Source organism: Sphingomonas sp. HDW15A (genome assembly GCF_011301715.1).
GTDB lineage: Bacteria > Pseudomonadota > Alphaproteobacteria > Sphingomonadales > Sphingomonadaceae > Sphingomicrobium.
In genome coordinates, this window is record NZ_CP049870.1 from 1,039,650 (window position 1) to 1,054,684 (window position 15,035).

The following is a 15,035-nucleotide window of genomic DNA, read 5'->3' on the forward strand; positions in this document are numbered from 1 at the left end:
CGTTAACGGAAACCCCGATACGCTTTTTGCCGGATTCCCCGAGTGCGCGGGGATTGCATACTCGTTAAGCCACCATTTTAATTGCGCGGCTCAATTTCGCGTTGTCGCTCGGGACGAACATGAGACTCATCGACAAGGTCAGCAGGGTTTTGCTCGCGCCACCGGCCTCCGGACGCAAGGCGCTTTTATTCGCCATAGTGCTGATCGCGGCGCCGACCGGAATACGTTGGCTTATTGATGACATCGTCGGCCGGGGCTTTCCCTTTTTCACCTATATGCCCTTCATCATCCTGGCGGGCGCGTTTCTGACTTGGCGCAACGCCACGCTCGTTTCCGCGATTTCCTGGATCGTGGCCGATCTGCTGTTCATGCGCCCGCAGTTCGACCTGACGTTCAACGTGATTCAGGTGATCGGAATGTGCATCTTTGCAACGTCTGCGTTCCTTGTCATCGCGCTGGTCGAAGCGGTGAGGACGATCGTTGAAAATTCCCTTCGGCCGGCTCGGCCGGATAGCAGCTTTTCTGCACCCGTCGTATTCAGCCTAGAAGGCGGCCAGGCTTGGGCGAGCTGGTACGGTTCTCATTCCTGGGTCCGCCTTGGCCCGGAAGACGAAGTCGCCGAGATGATGCGTGACTTCCTTGCCCAGCGAGAGCTCGCCGATCGCCTGACCTCCGCCGCAGCGAAGACCCTTAAGTAAAATCACTTATGTCATTCCCCCGCTTCTGGGTTATAACCTAGATCATATAAACGATCCTGCTCGGGTTTGCGTTCTTTCGGAGCACTGGCGGGGGCTTTATGGATCTGGAATTGCGGCTTTCACTGGGTGCTGAGGATACCCTAGCGGATTTTCCTGAGGGACAAGCGCGATTTTCACCGACCGATCAAGATACACAGTCCCACCCGGCATTTCTCGACCTATTCCAGCGCGTCGTTGACGGGCTTCCCGAGCAAATCGCACTCGTTGACGAGAAATGGCATATCATTGCCGTCAATGAAGCATGGACGGCGGCCGCGAAAGTTTACGGTTACGAACTCGCACCCGGCGCTGACTATTTGGGCTTCTGCGAGGCTCGCGGCCGTGAAGGCCATAAACCAACCCGGATCGCTGCCGCCGGCATCCGCGCAATGGACGAGAATCGCGAACAATCCTTCCGCTTCATCTACGAGGGTAGCGGGGCCTGGGAAGGCAAGGCCTTCCAGCTTTGCATCAATCGCCTGGAGATTGCCGGCCATTCTTATGCAACGGTGACCCGCTATGATGTCACCGAGCTGGTCAATCTCCGGCACATGCGCGAAGATTTCGCATCGTCGATGATCGAAGGCCAAGGGATTGAACGTCGCCGGATCGCCCGCGAGGTTCATGACTCGACCATGCAGCTTCTCGCCTGTCTCGGACTTTCTCTCGGCCAGCTGAAGCGAGCAAAGCGATCAAAGGCAACGGCCGAAATCGTCAGCGAAATGGAAGAAATGCTTGGCGAAGCGCAGCGAGAGTTGCGTACACTCGCGTACCTTGCTCATCCGCCGCAATTGCGGGATCTCGGTCTCGTTGAAGCGATCAGGCAGCTTGCCGACGGATTCGGCCGCCGGACGGGATTGAAGATCACCGTCGAGGCGGAAAACTCCGTCAACGTTTGCCAGAACACGCAGCTCGCTATTTATCGCGCGGTCCAGGAAGCGCTTTCCAATGTGCATCGCCACGCGGGCGCCACGGAGGCGTTCATCGGTCTTCACGCGCGGCGGTCGACGCTTCATGTGGTTATCGCCGACAATGGCCGCGGAATGCCCGATGACCTCCATCTCGGTGTTGGTCTTGCAAGCATTCGCGAGCGGGTCGCCGAGTTGGGCGGACGCTTAAGCATCCGCCGAGGCGAGCCCGGCCTCGTTCTGGTGGCCAGCATCCCGTTGAGGGCCGCCCTGCGCGCGGTCGGCGGCATGGCCTGCCGGGGCGGACCTATCTTGTCGAATGTCGCTACAGTTCACGGCGATAGCGGACCTGATACGCTTCTCACCTCCTGAAGCGCTGTTTCATCCCGGCACAGCCGAATCTTCGCTCTGGACGAATCCCGCACTAGCCGCGTTGTTAGGCTCGCGAGGTGGTCTTCCCCGTGAAGACACGAACGCACCTTGCCGGGGCGGCGGGCTTCAAGCCGGCCGCTCCGTTTTTATTTAATTCGACGAGCCCGAGCGAGGCGTGCCGCAGGCTCAGGCTCTGCCAGATTCTGTCAAGGAAAATGGCTCCCCGGGCCTGATTCGAACAGGCGGCCGTCCGATTAACAGTCGGATGCTCTACCGCTGAGCTACCGGGGAGCGGCCCCGCAATGCGGAGCAAGCGAGGCGCGTAATAACGGCACGTGCCCCAAAGGCAAGGGGCTTTAGGTGACGAACTGCTCCATTGCGATCCGTTCATCGAGCGCATGCTCGGGATCGAACAGTAAGGTCAGCGCCCGCGACCGGTCGAGCGTTACGCGCACCTCGGAAACATCACGCACTTCATACTGGTCGGCGACCGCCGCGACCGGCCGCCGCTCCGGCTCAAGCACGCGCAAGCAAACCGCCACGTCATCAGGCAGGATCGCCCCCGTCCAGCGCCTGGGGCGGAACGGCGCGAGCGGGGTTAGCGCCAGCATGTTGGCGGAAAGTGGCAGGATCGGCCCCCGTGCGGAGAAATTATAGGCGGTTGAGCCCGCCGGAGTCGCAACTAGCACGCCGTCACACACCAACTCCGGCATCACAACGCGCCCGTCCACCGACAGCTCGATCTTGGCCGTCTGCCGCATCTGTCGGAGCAGGCTGACTTCGTTGATCGCGGGCCGTTCGACAACAGAGCCGTCGCATCGGGTCGCCTTCATCGCCAGCGGCCGCACCGTGATCGCCTTCGCTTTCGCCAGTCGCTCGGCAAGCCCGCTCGGCCGCCACTCGTTCATCAGGAAGCCGACGGTGCCGCGGTTCATCCCGAACAGCGGCCTCGTGTCGCCGGCATCGAGCATGTCGTGCAGCGTGTGGAGCATGAATCCGTCGCCGCCTAGCACGACGAGCACATCCGCCCCATCGCGGCCGCACAGCGGATAGCGCTTCGTCAGACTGCGTACGGCCGACTGCGCTTCGTCTGTTTCCGAAGCGATGATTGCGAAACGGGGCTCGCTGGTGGTCGGTTTAGATGTCACGCGGCGGAACATAGGTGTTTTCCTCCGCCATGCCACTGTCCCGTTTCGGCGCGCCTCATTCCATGTCCGTTTCTATCCAAAATCGAGGGGATTAGGTCCAGCGCATGTGAAAGGGCGTGAAGAATGGAAGTGATTGGCCAACGCGCATCGGACCGGCTCGAAGCTCCGCGACCGCCCAAGCGGGACATGGCCCTTGAGGCGGCGATTGCAGCCTGCGCAATCCGTCTCAATTTCCAGCCGCAAATCGATCTTGCGTCCAATCGCCTCGTCGGCGTGGAGGCGCTTGCTCGCTGGCAGGCCGAGCCGTCGAGCGAGTTCATGTTCGCCCGCGCCGCCGCAGCCGGGCTGGGCGAGCGCCTCTCGCGCCATGTCCAGGCAAGCGCCATCGCGACGGCCGCCTGCTGGACCGGCCCGCTGGGCTGCGTCCGACTTTCCCTCAACTGCGTCGCGGCTGATCTGGCCCGGCCCAATTACGGTCATTGGCTCATTGCCGAATGCGGCCGCCTGACCTTCGATCCATCGCGAATCACCCTGGAAATCACCGAATCCACCCTGGTCATCGACCGGGCGCTGGCCGCTGCTAAGCTTGCCTGGCTCCGCGAATGGGGCGTTATGATCGCAATCGACGATTTCGGTACCGGCTATGCCAATCTGCCCTATCTGACCGCGCTTCCGCTCGACAGCCTCAAGCTTGACCGCGAGCTGATCGCCGGGCTCGATAATGAGCGCAACCGGATCGTCGTGCGCGCAATGATTGGAATGGCGAGCGACCTCGGCCTCGAGACTTGCGCGGAAGGAGTCGAAACCGAAGAGCAGCGCGCCATGCTCGCGGACTGGGGCTGCACGACGATGCAGGGTTATCTCATGTCTCCGGCGCTCGACGACACCGCGCTGAAGATGCTCGTCGGGACGTTCGCCCCGGCGACCTAGGCCGGCTCGAGCGCTTTTTCTTCCTTCGCGGCCGCCGCGACAACTCGGCTCAGTCCGCGCGAAATCTGCAAAGCCCCATTGAGTCGCGCCTCGCCGCTTGGCCAGTCGCGGCTGATGACCAGTTTGCTGTCCGGGCGAAGCTTGGCCTGGCCTTTCAGGCGATCGACATAGGCCAGAAGCCCGGCAAGGTCGGGGAAGCCGCTGTCGATGAAGGTCACCACCGCGCCCTTCGCACCCACGTCGAGCTTGGCGACGCAGGCCTTTCGGCAGTTGATCTTGGTTTCGACGATGGTCAGCAGGTTCTTCGTCTCGTCAGGCAGCGGGCCGAAGCGGTCGATCAACTCGGCAGCGAATTCCTCGACCGCCTGCCGATCTTCAAAGTCGCCGAGGCGACGGTAGAGCCCCATCCGAAGGTCCAAGTCTGGAACGTAGGTCTCCGGGATAAGTATCGGTGCTTCGACGTTGATCTGGGGCGAGAATTCCTGCCGCGAAACCTCGCTGACACCGCTCTTCAGCTCCAGGATCGCATCCTCTAGCATCGATTGGTACAGCTCGAAGCCGACCTCCTTGATGTGGCCCGATTGCTCGTCGCCGAGCAGGTTGCCGGCGCCGCGAATATCGAGATCGTGAGACGCCAGTTGGAAGCCCGCGCCGAGGCTATCGAGATTGGCGAGGACGTGGAGGCGCTTCTCCGCGCCCTCCGTCATCTGCCGGTTTGGCGCGGTCGTCAGATAGGCATAAGCCCGGGTCTTCGAACGGCCGACTCGCCCGCGCAGCTGGTAAAGCTGGGCAAGGCCAAATCGGTCGGCGCGATGGACGATCAGCGTATTTGCGCTGGGAATGTCCAGTCCGCTCTCGACGATCGTCGTTGACAGCAGCACGTCATATTTGCGGTCGTAGAAGGCACTCATCCGCTCCTCGACCTCGCTCGGCGCCATCTGGCCATGGGCGGTGATGCATTTCACCTCCGGCACTTCCTCTCGAAGCCATTCCTCGATGTCGGGAAGGTCGGCGATCCTGGGCACCACGAAGAAGCTCTGTCCGCCGCGATAATGCTCGCGAAGCAGCGCCTCGCGGACAACTACCGGGTCCCAAGGCGCAACATAGGTCCGCACGGCCAGCCGATCGACCGGCGGGGTCTGGATGACGCTGAGTTCGCGAAGCCCGCTCATCGCCATCTGCAGGGTTCGCGGGATGGGTGTTGCGGTCAAGGTTAGTACGTGGACGTCGGCCTTCAGCGCCTTCAGCTGCTCCTTGTGAGTTACTCCGAAGTGCTGCTCCTCGTCGACAACGACCAGGCCGAGGCGCTTAAATTTCAGCGTCTTGGCAAGCAGCGCATGAGTGCCAATGACGATGTCCACTGTGCCCTTTTCGAGTCCTTCCTTGGTCGCCTTGGCCTCCGCCGCCGGGACAAGCCGCGACAGTCGGCCGATCTCGATCGGGAAGCCTTTAAAACGCTCGGTGAAGTTGGTGAAATGCTGGCGGGCAAGGAGCGTCGTCGGCGAGATTACGGCGACCTGGAAGCCGGCCATCGCCGCGACGAACGCCGCCCGCAGTGCCACTTCCGTTTTGCCGAAGCCGACGTCGCCGCACACCAGCCGGTCCATCGGCTTGCCGCTCGAAAGATCTTCCAGCACTTCCCCGATCGCGCGGTCCTGATCGTCTGTCTCTTCATAGGGGAAGCGGTTGACGAACTGAGGGAAAGCGCTGTCCGCCTCGGCTACTTGGCCTGGACGGGTGGCCCGCATTGCCGCGGTCTTGATAAGCTCGCCAGCGATTTCGCGGATCCGCTCCTTCATCCGCGCCTTGCGGCGCTGCCACGCCTCGCCGCCCAGCTTGTCGAGGTTGGCGCGCTCTGATTCGCTGCTTCCGTAGCGCGTCAGGACGTCGATGTTCTCTACCGGGACATAGAGCTTGTCGCCCCCGGCATATTCCAAGGCTACGCAATCGTGCGGGGCCTTTCCGACCTGAATCGAGGTCAGGCCCTCGTAGCGACCGACTCCGTGCTCGGCGTGAACGACCAGATCGCCGGGCGACAAGGTGGCCAATTCCGCAAGGAAGGCGTCGGCACTCTTGCGACGCTTCTTTCGGCGCACCAACCGGTCGCCAAGCATGTCCTGCTCGGTAATGACCGCGACTTGCGGTGAAGTGAAACCGTGGTCGAGCGGAAGTACCAGCAGCGCGGCATCCGCCTTGACGCCAAGCGCTTCCTGCCAGCTTGCTGCCTGCTTCAGGGCTTTGAGGCCATGGTCTTCCAGCAATCCGGTAAGTCGTTCGCGGGCGCCGTTCGAATAACTCGCAAAGACAACTTTCTTCTTGTCCTTGCGAAGGTTGGCGACGTGCTTGACCACCGCCTCGTAGACATTTTCATTGGCCGCCCGCTCCGGTGCGAAGTCGCGCGCGCCGGTCACTTCGAAGTCGATGACGGACGGACTCTCCGGCTCGGCGAATGACGTCGCGAGATGGATCGGACGCTCGGCAATCGCTGCCTTCCATTCCTTGGTTGAAAGGTAGAAAGCGCCGGGATCGAGCGGGCGGTAGCTGCCCGGCTCCGAAATCATCGCCCGCTCGCGGTTGGCGAAATAGTCGTCGATCGCTTCGCGCCGGGCTTCCCACGCCTTGTCGGCGTTCGAATCGCGGATGACGATGTCGTCTTCGCCAAGATGGTCAAACAGCGTCTCGAGCCGGTCTTCGAACAACGGGAGCCAATGTTCCATTCCGGCCAGCCGCCGACCCTCACTGACCGCCTGGTAAAGGGGGTCGCCGGTCGCCGTCGCCCCGAAGCGCTCGCGATAGCGGGCACGGAATCGCTTGATGCTGTCTTCGTCGAGCATCGTCTCGCTCGCTGGCATCAGAATGAAAGTCTCGGCCTTGCCGCTGGTGCGTTGGTCGGACGGGTCGAACACCCGCATCGTCTCGATCTCGTCACCGAAGAAGTCGAGCCGGACAGGCCGAGTTGCTCCGGCTGGGAAGAGATCAACGATCGATCCCCGAACCGCGAATTCGCCGCTGTCGTGGACGCTGTCGGTGCGCTGGTAGCCGTTGGCGACGAGGGCTTCGACCAGTTTGTCTCGCTCGATTCGTTCGCCTTCGGCCAGCTGACGCGTGAACTGGCGTATGCGGAACGGCGTCAGGATCCTCTGGGTGACGGCGTTAACCGTCGTCACAAGCAACTGAGGGCCTTTCGGTTTCTGCTGAAGCGCATGAAGCGATCCAAGCCGCTCAGCCATGACCCTTAGGGCGGGGGATGCACGGTCATAGGGCAGGCAATCCCAGGCGGGGAAGGCGATGACCTCCAGCTCGGGCGCGAACACCGGGGCGTTGTCGGCAATCGCCCGCATCGCCGCTTCGTCGGCGGCTATGACCACAGCGCGGCCCTTCGCCGCCCGCGCTACGTCGCTTGCCAGCCACGGCAGGAAGCCGGAGGGGACCCGCGACAAGGTCAGTGGCGCCGTGGCCTCGACGGTTCGCTGCAGATCTTCGCTCAACGGGCGATCCGAATGAAATCGAGTTTCTGCATGGCTTTGAGCATTGGCCCCTGGAAGCGCACCGGAGCCTCGGCGGTTCCGATCGCCCAAGCCATGATGTCGACGTCCTGTTCATTCAGCAGGTCGGAAAACCATGCGCGTGCGTCCTCGTCCCACTGCGCTGAGTGGGCGTCGAAATAGCCGCCGATCATCATGTCCGCCTCGCGCGTCCCGCGATGCCAGGCGCGATACTTCAGCGCCCGCAATTGCTCATCCATTCCGTCGTCACTCCACGCGCGAAAAGCCCGCCGGCTCAATCGCCGCAGGTGCCATATGCGGTCCATGTAGGCAGTCGCGCCGCTCCGCGCTAGGGTCCGCGCCACGATGCGCCCCGACTTGCTCAATCCCCTGTTCGCGGAAGTCGAGGCGCTGAAGGGCGTCGGTCCCGGTGTCACCAAGGGCCTCGCGCGTCTCGGCCTGACTCGTGCGGTCGACCTCGCTTTCCACCTTCCCGTCGGGACCATCGACCGCGTCGCTGCTCCCGCCGCCGACCACAGCCTCGTCGGGCGGATCGTCATCCTCGAGCTGACGCCGTTCGAGATCCGTGACGGAAGAGGTCGATCGCCGCTCAGAATTTACGCGAATGACTCCGCAGAAAACACTATAACACTTACGTTTTTCAACAATCCTGGCTGGGCGAAGAAGCAGCTTCCATGTGGTGCTCCCAAGTTAGTCGTCGGCAAGCTCGACGCCTGGGGCCAGGAACTACAGATCGTCCATCCGGAGGTCGTCGAGGCAGGCAAAAAGTCTGACATCGCTATCCGGGAGCCGGTCTACGGCCTGACCGAAGGAATCACCAACAAACGCATGCGCGAGCTGGCAATGGCGGCGCTCGAACGGGCTCCAGAACTTGAAGAATGGATCGAGCCGTCACTACTCGCACGCCAGGGTTGGCCGCGCTGGCGCAAGGCGCTCGCCGAAGCACACAATGAGCCGGGCCGTGAGGGGCGCAGCCGCCTGGCCTACGACGAGCTGTTCGCCAACCAACTGGCGCTTCTTCTGCTGCGCCAGTCGAGCAAACGCCGGCGAACGCGTTCGCTTCAGGGCGATGGCTCGATCACCAGTCGCCTTATGCTTCCCTATGAGCTGACCAGCGCCCAGCAACGGGTGATCGAGGAGATCCGCAGCGATATGGCCCAGACCGCGCCGATGCTTCGGCTACTCCAAGGCGATGTCGGCTCTGGCAAGACTCTGGTCGCGTTGCTGGCGATGCTGAGCGCCGTCGAGGCCGGGGCGCAGGCGGCCATGCTCGCACCGACTGAGATTCTCGCTCGCCAGCATTTTGCGACGCTTTCGGCACAGTGCACGCCGCTCGGCATCAATGTCGCCATCCTCACTGGAAGAGAAAAGGGCCGCGCTCGGGAATCAACCCTGATGGGGCTCGCAGACGGCTCGATCCACATTCTTGTTGGCACCCACGCCATTTTCCAGGAGAGGGTCGCGTACAAATCACTCGGCCTCGCCGTGGTCGACGAGCAGCACCGCTTCGGCGTTTCCCAAAGGCTACTGTTGTCTTCGAAAGCGGAAACCCCGCCGCACCTGCTCGCAATGACGGCGACGCCGATACCCAGAACGCTGACACTTACCCATTACGGCGAAATGGATGTCAGCCGAATCGACGAGATGCCTCCCGGGCGCACCCCGGTCGAAACGCTCGTCATTGCGGATGCCAAGTTGGCCGAGGTCGTCGACGGGCTCGGCCGCCATATCGATGCCGGTGGCCAGGCCTATTGGGTCTGCCCGCTCGTGGAGGAGAGCGAGGTCGTTGATGCTGCGGCCGCGGCAGAACGCGCCGCGATGCTTCGCGCCCGCTTCGGCCCCGACAAGGTCGGTCTGGTCCATGGGCGAATGAAAGGGCCGGAGAAAGACGCCGTCATGGCGTCATTCGCAAGCGGCGCGCTCGCCGTTTTGGTCGCGACCACGGTGATCGAGGTCGGCGTCGACGTTCCCAACGCCTCCCTGATCGTCATCGAAGGCGCCGAGCGTTTCGGCCTCGCCCAACTCCACCAGCTGCGCGGCCGGGTCGGCCGCGGCGCAAAGCTTAGCCGCTGCATCCTGTTACGCGGCGCGAATCTGAGCGAAACGGGGAGGGCACGCCTCGCCCTGATGCGCGAGACCAATGACGGTTTCCGGATTGCCGAGGAGGACCTGAAGCTCCGCGGTCCCGGTGAAATCCTCGGAACTCGCCAGTCGGGCGACCAGGCCTTCCGGCTGGCGACGCAGGAAGACGTCAGCGAGCTCGCGCCGCTTGCCCAGGCCGATGCTCAGCTTCTGCTCGACCGGGACGGCGGGCTTGCCAGTCCACGTGGACAGGCGGCTCGCATCTGTCTCTATCTGTTCGAGCGCGATTCGGCGGTCGGACTACTTCGGAGCGGTTAGGCGACCAGAAGTCCGTGCTTTTTCTTGCCAAGGCTGAGCTTGCCTGGCTCAGCAATCATCGCCGGGTCGCTCACGACCTCGTCGTTTAGCCGCACCGCGCCTTCGGCAATCTTGCGCTTGGCCTCTCCGTTCGATGCGCAGAAGCCGAGCGCTGTAAGCGCCGAAAGGATGCCGATCCCGTCGCCCACTGACAAGGTCGGAAGGTTTCCGCCAGCGCCGCCAGCGACGAAGGTCTCGCGGGCCGTCTCCTCGGCAGCCCGCGCCGCGTCATCGCCGTGGAGCATGGCGGTCGCGGCATTGGCGAGCGCAATCTTGGCTTCGTTGATGGCCTGGCCTTCGAGGCCCCCAAGCCGTTCGATTTCTTCCAGAGGCAGGTCGGTGAAGAGCTTGAGGAAACGCACGACGTCGGCATCCTGCGTGTTCCGCCAGAACTGCCAGTAGTCGTACGGGCGCAGATGTCCCTCATCGAGCCACACCGCTCCCTTGGCGGTCTTGCCCATCTTCGCGCCGTCAGCGGTAGTGATCAGCGGCGTCGTGACCCCGAACACTTCGGTGCCATCGACGCGCCGGGTCAATTCGATGCCATTGACGATATTGCCCCACTGGTCCGATCCGCCCATCTGCAGCCGGCATCCGGCGCGGCGGGAAAGTTCCAGGAAATCATAGGCCTGGAGGATCATGTAGTTGAACTCCAGGAACGTTAGCGGCTGCTCGCGCTCCAGTCTTAGCTTGACGCTGTCGAAAGTCAGCATGCGGTTGATGGTGAAATGCCGCCCGACATCGCGAAGGAACGGAACATACTCCAGCTTCGAGAGCCACTCGTCATTGTCGAGCATGATGGCGTCGCTCGGGCCGTTGCCGAAGGTCAGGAAGCGCTCGAATACCTTTCGGATTCCGGCGATGTTCGCCTGGATTTGCTCGTGGCTGAGCAGCTGGCGGCTTTCGTCCTTGCCGCTTGGGTCGCCGACCTTGGTCGTCCCGCCGCCCATCAGCACGATCGGCTTGTGCCCGGCCTGCTGCAGCCGGCGAAGAAGGAAGATCTGTACCAGATGGCCGACGTGAAGGCTCGGCGCCGTCGCGTCGAAGCCGACATAAGCGGTAACCGTCTCGCGTGAGGCAAGCGCGTCCAGCGCGGCGGCATCGGTAACCTGATGGATGTAGCCACGCTCGTCGAGGAGCTTGAGCAGGGAAGATTGAAACGTCATCGCGCGGGGCCTTAGCAGCCCGCCGCCCCAGTCAAAAGTGTCCGCTTGCGCCAATTCTCCTGGGACGCGATAGCAGCTCATCCATGGTCTTCCTCGTGCGCCATCCTGACACGCCTGCCGGCGCTATCCAGTCGATCGAGGCTCGACTCGAGCGCGTTCCGGAAGGTGTTGTCGCGACGTTTATTGCCACGGGTGACATCGGCGGCCTGCGATTGCCTTCGCGGGCAGGGTCAGTCCGGGCCGACAATTTGTGGCGATCCACCTGCTTCGAGCTATTCGTCAGCTTCGATGGCGGGGCCTATCGCGAGTTCAATCTTTCGCCCTCAGGCGCCTGGGCCGCTTACGATTTTACTGGCTACCGCGAGGAAATGCGGCATGCGCCGGCGGATGTCCTGATCCGGGCGGACCACGATGCGAGCCGGCTGATCCTGCTGGCCGATATTCAAGCCGACTTCCCGCCTTATGCAACGGTCGGAATGACCGCGGTCGTGGATGAGGCCGACGAAATCATTCGATACTGGGCGACCAGCTTTGAGCCGGGTAAGCCCGATTTTCATGCACCTGGGGTGCGAAGTCTGTTGCTTGGTGAGGTAGACGCCGAATGAAGTTGGGAATCGAACGGCTGCTGGCTGACGCTTCGTTGCGAGCGCCCCTGAAAGGCAAGCGCCTTGCCCTGCTGGCCCACCCGGCTTCGGTTACATCGGACCTGACACACAGCCTCGATGCGCTCGCCGAATGCGGTCTCAACCTGAGCGCCGCGTTTGGCCCACAGCACGGTCTAAAGGGCGACAAGCAGGACAACATGATGGAAACACCGGACGAGGTGGATGCCCGCCTCGGTATCCCGGTGTTCAGCCTCTACGGCGAGGTCCGTCGCCCGACTGGGCAGATGATGAGCACGTTCGACACGATCCTAGTTGACCTTCAGGATCTCGGTTGCCGGATCTATACCTTCGTCACGACCCTGCTCTACGTCCTCGAGGCTGCCGCCGAGCACGGCAAGTCGGTGTGGGTGCTCGATCGACCCAATCCCGCCGGCCGGCCAGTCGAAGGGACGATGCTTCAGCCCGGATGGGAAAGCTTCGTCGGCGCCGGACCGATGGTCATGCGACATGGCCTGACGATGGGTGAAATGGGCCACTGGTTCGTGAAGCACTTTGACCTCGACGTCGATTATCGCGTGATCGAGATGGAGGGTTATGATCCCGAGGCCGGGCCGGGATTTGGCTGGCCGATCGAACGGCTATGGATCAACCCGTCGCCCAATGCGCCCAACCTCAACATGGCCCGCGCTTATGCCGGTACAGTGATGCTGGAAGGCACGACGCTAAGCGAGGGCAGGGGCACCACGCGTCCGCTCGAGCTGTTTGGAGCTCCCGACTTGGACGCTCGCGCCATCTCCGCCGAGATGAAGCGCATAGCACCGCAGTGGCTGACGGGGTGCCGCATGCGCGAAGTCCATTTCGAGCCGACCTTTCACAAGCATGCGCACCACTTGTGCAGCGGATTGCAGGTTCATGCCGAAGGCGGCGCCTATGATCATAGCGCCTTCAAGCCGTGGCGCTGGCAAGCGCTTGCCTTCAAAGCGATCCGCAACCTCCATCCAGACTACGAACTGTGGCGCGACTTCCCTTACGAATATGTCTTCGACAAGCTGGCAATTGACGTCATCAACGGCGGCACCGCACTTCGCGAATGGGTCGATGACAGCGAGGCGGACGCCGGCGACCTCGACGCTATCGCGTCGCCGGACGAGCAGGCGTGGTCAGGCGAAATCCGCGGCTTGCTGATCTACTGAGGAACCGACTGAGGTTCTTACTTCGGCAAAACGACGTTCGGGCCGAGATCGGCAAGAACGCGGCGAGCGTCGAAGGCATGTTGCTGGCTAGCTGGAAGCGGGCCTCTACCGAAAACAACCTCCGCTTCGGCCTCGAATGATTCCATGCGCCGAATGTCTACTCGATCCGCCCAGAATGGACCGCCATACTCCGGATGCCAGGTGTCCCAACCCAGTCCTGGCTGGTAGTAGCGCCAGTGAGGCCGCCAGTAGCCGTAGCCCATGCCGTACCAGGGCCGATAAAGCGGATCGGGCGATACATAGGTCTGAACGTCATGCTCGGTATGGCGATCCACCATTGTGAACCAGTCAAATCCGTTTTGGACCGCGAGTTCTGCAGCGCGGTACAGCATGTACCCTTCGACGCGGTCGCGAGAGGTAAGTTCGTTGCCGTGGAAGCGGACGCGATAGCGGTCCGGAGCAATCCGTTGTTCGGAGTACCCCCATGAACGCCGGCGGTAAGCTCAGGCTGATAGGGTTGGTAGGGCGTCGCGGTCATGCAGGCCGCAGTCGACGTCATCAATACCACACCCAGCAAGGCTCGCACTTTTCCCACTCGTCGACTTCTCACCGTACATCTCCCGCTACGCAGCGAGTATCTTACGACGTGCGCGCGCCAGGCTTCATACGGAATAGCCCTTAGGGAGGACTTTGCTCGACTGCCTCGGACAGGCAGCGCGTGAAGTGATATGCTCGCCTCTGGCGCGCCAGGGGTGCGCGTATCACCTCTTTCGACTCAGCTCCCGCATTGCATCGTCGAGCCCTTCGAGGGTCAACGGATACATTCGTTCGTCCATCAGGGTGCGGATAAGCTGGGTCGAGTAAGTGTGGCCCCAATAGGCCTCCGGCACCGGGTTGAGCCACGCCGCGCTGGGATAGGTGTCGGTCATGCGCTTCAGCCATACCGCGCCCGATTCCTCGTTCATGTGCTCGACGGAGCCTCCCGCATGGGTCACTTCGTACGGGCTCATTGAAGCGTCGCCGACAATGATCAGCTTATGGTCATGACCAAATTTGTGCAGCACGTCCCAAGTCGGCGTACGGTCGGTGAAACGACGGCGGTTCTCCTTCCACACACCCTCGTAGATGCAATTGTGGAAGTAGAAATGCTCGAGGTGCTTGAATTCGGTTCGCGCCGCCGAGAACAGTTCTTCGCACAGGCGGATGTGGCCGTCCATTGACCCGCCGATGTCGAGGAACAGCAGAAGTTTGACCGCATTGTGCCGCTCTGGCCGCATGTGGACGTCGAGCCAGCCCTGACGCGCGGTCCCGTCGATCGTCGCGTCGAGGTCCAACTCATCGGCAGCGCCCTCGCGCGCGAAGCGTCTAAGCCGCCTCAGCGCGACCTTGATATTGCGAGTACCGATTTCGCGCGTGGAATCGAGGTCCTGGAACTCGCGCTTTTCCCAGACCTTAAGCGCGCGGCCGTGACGGCCCGGCCCGCCTATGCGGACACCCTCTGGATTATAGCCGCTGTGACCGAACGGGGAGGTGCCGCCAGTGCCAATCCACTTGTTGCCGCCCTCGTGCCTGCCCTGCTGCTCCTCCAGGCGTTTCTTCAGCGACTCCATGATCTCGTCCCATGACCCAAGGGACTTGATTGCTTCCATCTGCTCAGGCGTGAGGTAGAGCTCTGCCACCGCCTTGAGCCATTCCTCCGGAATGGCCTTAGCCGGATCATCGAGGTCTGCGAGCATGCCCTTGAATACCTCGCCGAAGATCCGGTCGAAGCGATCGAGCTGGCTCTCGTCGTGAACGAAGATCGCGCGGGCGAGGTAGTAAAATTGTTCGGGCTCGAGCTCCGTCACGCCCGCATCGAGCGCTTCAAGCAGCAGCAGATGCTCTTTCAGGCTGGCAGGGATGCCGCCTTTGCGCAGCGCCTCGACGAAGGAGATGAACATGGACGCTGCAATAGCTGGCGATGACGCCGCCAGCCATAGTTAACCGGACAGTTACCAATCGCCCGTATCCCAGCTTCAATTCAGTGGTGTG

The 15,035-nt window shown here is 62.3% G+C and carries 12 protein-coding genes and 1 tRNA gene; 6 read left to right on the forward strand and 7 right to left on the reverse strand.

Annotation, left to right across the window (positions count from 1 at the left end; genetic code table 11):
• Positions 1–119: 119 nt before the first annotated feature.
• Together G7076_RS05370 and G7076_RS05375 are read left to right on the forward strand one after the other, a co-directional pair.
• Complete coding sequence (locus G7076_RS05370; RefSeq protein WP_166201043.1) at positions 120–698, forward strand: DUF4118 domain-containing protein; 579 nt, start codon at positions 120–122, stop codon at positions 696–698.
• 98 nt (positions 699–796) lie between these two features.
• Positions 797–2,017, forward strand: a complete 1,221-nt coding sequence (locus G7076_RS05375) for a sensor histidine kinase (RefSeq protein WP_166201045.1) — start codon at positions 797–799, stop codon at positions 2,015–2,017.
• Positions 2,018–2,233: 216 nt separating this feature from the next.
• Here G7076_RS05375 and G7076_RS05380 read toward each other — a convergent pair.
• Together G7076_RS05380 and G7076_RS05385 are read right to left on the reverse strand one after the other, a co-directional pair.
• Positions 2,234–2,308: transfer RNA gene (locus G7076_RS05380), tRNA-Asn, on the reverse strand.
• A 65-nt stretch (positions 2,309–2,373) separates the two neighbouring features.
• Positions 2,374–3,177 carry an NAD kinase gene (locus G7076_RS05385; RefSeq protein ID WP_166201047.1) on the reverse strand — a complete coding sequence of 268 codons (804 nt, stop codon included), beginning with the start codon at positions 3,175–3,177 and terminating at the stop codon, positions 2,374–2,376.
• A gap of 111 nt (positions 3,178–3,288) precedes the next feature.
• Between G7076_RS05385 and G7076_RS05390 the strand changes: the two genes are divergently transcribed.
• Positions 3,289–4,095, forward strand: a complete 807-nt coding sequence (locus G7076_RS05390) for an EAL domain-containing protein (protein ID WP_166201049.1) — start codon at positions 3,289–3,291, stop codon at positions 4,093–4,095.
• Here the strand turns inward: G7076_RS05390 and mfd are convergent.
• Together mfd and G7076_RS05400 are read right to left on the reverse strand one after the other, a co-directional pair.
• Positions 4,092–7,583 carry a transcription-repair coupling factor gene (mfd, locus tag G7076_RS05395; protein ID WP_166201051.1) on the reverse strand — a complete coding sequence of 1,164 codons (3,492 nt, stop codon included), beginning with the start codon at positions 7,581–7,583 and terminating at the stop codon, positions 4,092–4,094. The two genes, G7076_RS05390 and mfd, sit on opposite strands and share 4 nt — an antisense overlap.
• Entirely contained in the window at positions 7,580–7,945 is a 366-nt protein-coding gene (locus G7076_RS05400) for a succinate dehydrogenase assembly factor 2 (RefSeq protein ID WP_346774103.1), read from the reverse strand. The genes mfd and G7076_RS05400 overlap by 4 nt, the downstream gene beginning before the upstream one ends.
• A gap of 1 nt (position 7,946) precedes the next feature.
• On the opposite strand from G7076_RS05400, the gene recG reads away from it, so the two are divergent.
• Positions 7,947–10,001: an ATP-dependent DNA helicase RecG gene (gene recG, locus G7076_RS05405; protein WP_166201053.1), complete on the forward strand. Its 2,055-nt coding sequence runs from the start codon at positions 7,947–7,949 to the stop codon at positions 9,999–10,001.
• On the opposite strand, the gene tyrS is transcribed toward recG, so the two are convergent.
• A complete protein-coding gene (tyrS, locus tag G7076_RS05410; protein WP_166201055.1) occupies positions 9,998–11,206 on the reverse strand; it encodes a tyrosine--tRNA ligase in 1,209 nt (402 codons plus the stop codon). The genes recG and tyrS overlap by 4 nt on opposite strands.
• A gap of 83 nt (positions 11,207–11,289) precedes the next feature.
• On the opposite strand from tyrS, the gene G7076_RS05415 reads away from it, so the two are divergent.
• Positions 11,290–11,811: a hypothetical protein gene (locus tag G7076_RS05415; protein WP_166201057.1), complete on the forward strand. Its 522-nt coding sequence runs from the start codon at positions 11,290–11,292 to the stop codon at positions 11,809–11,811.
• Entirely contained in the window at positions 11,808–13,004 is a 1,197-nt protein-coding gene (locus G7076_RS05420) for a DUF1343 domain-containing protein (protein WP_166201059.1), read from the forward strand. The genes G7076_RS05415 and G7076_RS05420 overlap by 4 nt, the downstream gene beginning before the upstream one ends.
• 17 nt (positions 13,005–13,021) lie before the next feature.
• Here the strand turns inward: G7076_RS05420 and G7076_RS05425 are convergent, their stop codons facing one another.
• The gene (locus G7076_RS05425) at positions 13,022–13,396 is read right to left on the reverse strand and encodes a hypothetical protein (protein ID WP_206367581.1); all 375 of its coding nucleotides are present in this window, start codon (positions 13,394–13,396) and stop codon (positions 13,022–13,024) included.
• Positions 13,397–13,765: 369 nt separating this feature from the next.
• On the reverse strand, positions 13,766–14,944 hold the full coding sequence (locus G7076_RS05430) for a VWA domain-containing protein (RefSeq protein WP_166201061.1): 1,179 nt from the start codon (positions 14,942–14,944) through the stop codon (positions 13,766–13,768).
• Between the last annotated feature and the right edge of the window lie 91 nt (positions 14,945–15,035).

Bases quoted from the DNA above. Each gene is read 5' to 3' on its own strand.
- G7076_RS05370 (WP_166201043.1), top strand. From the start codon at position 120: ATGAGACTCATCGACAAGGTCAGCAGGGTTTTGCTCGCGCCACCGGCC.
- G7076_RS05375 (WP_166201045.1), top strand. From the start codon at position 797: ATGGATCTGGAATTGCGGCTTTCACTGGGTGCTGAGGATACCCTAGCG.
- G7076_RS05385 (WP_166201047.1), bottom strand. From the start codon at position 3,177: ATGTTCCGCCGCGTGACATCTAAACCGACCACCAGCGAGCCCCGTTTC.
- G7076_RS05390 (WP_166201049.1), top strand. From the start codon at position 3,289: ATGGAAGTGATTGGCCAACGCGCATCGGACCGGCTCGAAGCTCCGCGA.
- recG (WP_166201053.1), top strand. From the start codon at position 7,947: ATGCGCCCCGACTTGCTCAATCCCCTGTTCGCGGAAGTCGAGGCGCTG.
- tyrS (WP_166201055.1), bottom strand. From the start codon at position 11,206: ATGACGTTTCAATCTTCCCTGCTCAAGCTCCTCGACGAGCGTGGCTAC.
- G7076_RS05415 (WP_166201057.1), top strand. From the start codon at position 11,290: ATGGTCTTCCTCGTGCGCCATCCTGACACGCCTGCCGGCGCTATCCAG.
- G7076_RS05420 (WP_166201059.1), top strand. From the start codon at position 11,808: ATGAAGTTGGGAATCGAACGGCTGCTGGCTGACGCTTCGTTGCGAGCG.
- G7076_RS05425 (WP_206367581.1), bottom strand. From the start codon at position 13,396: ATGCTGTACCGCGCTGCAGAACTCGCGGTCCAAAACGGATTTGACTGG.
- G7076_RS05430 (WP_166201061.1), bottom strand. From the start codon at position 14,944: ATGTTCATCTCCTTCGTCGAGGCGCTGCGCAAAGGCGGCATCCCTGCC.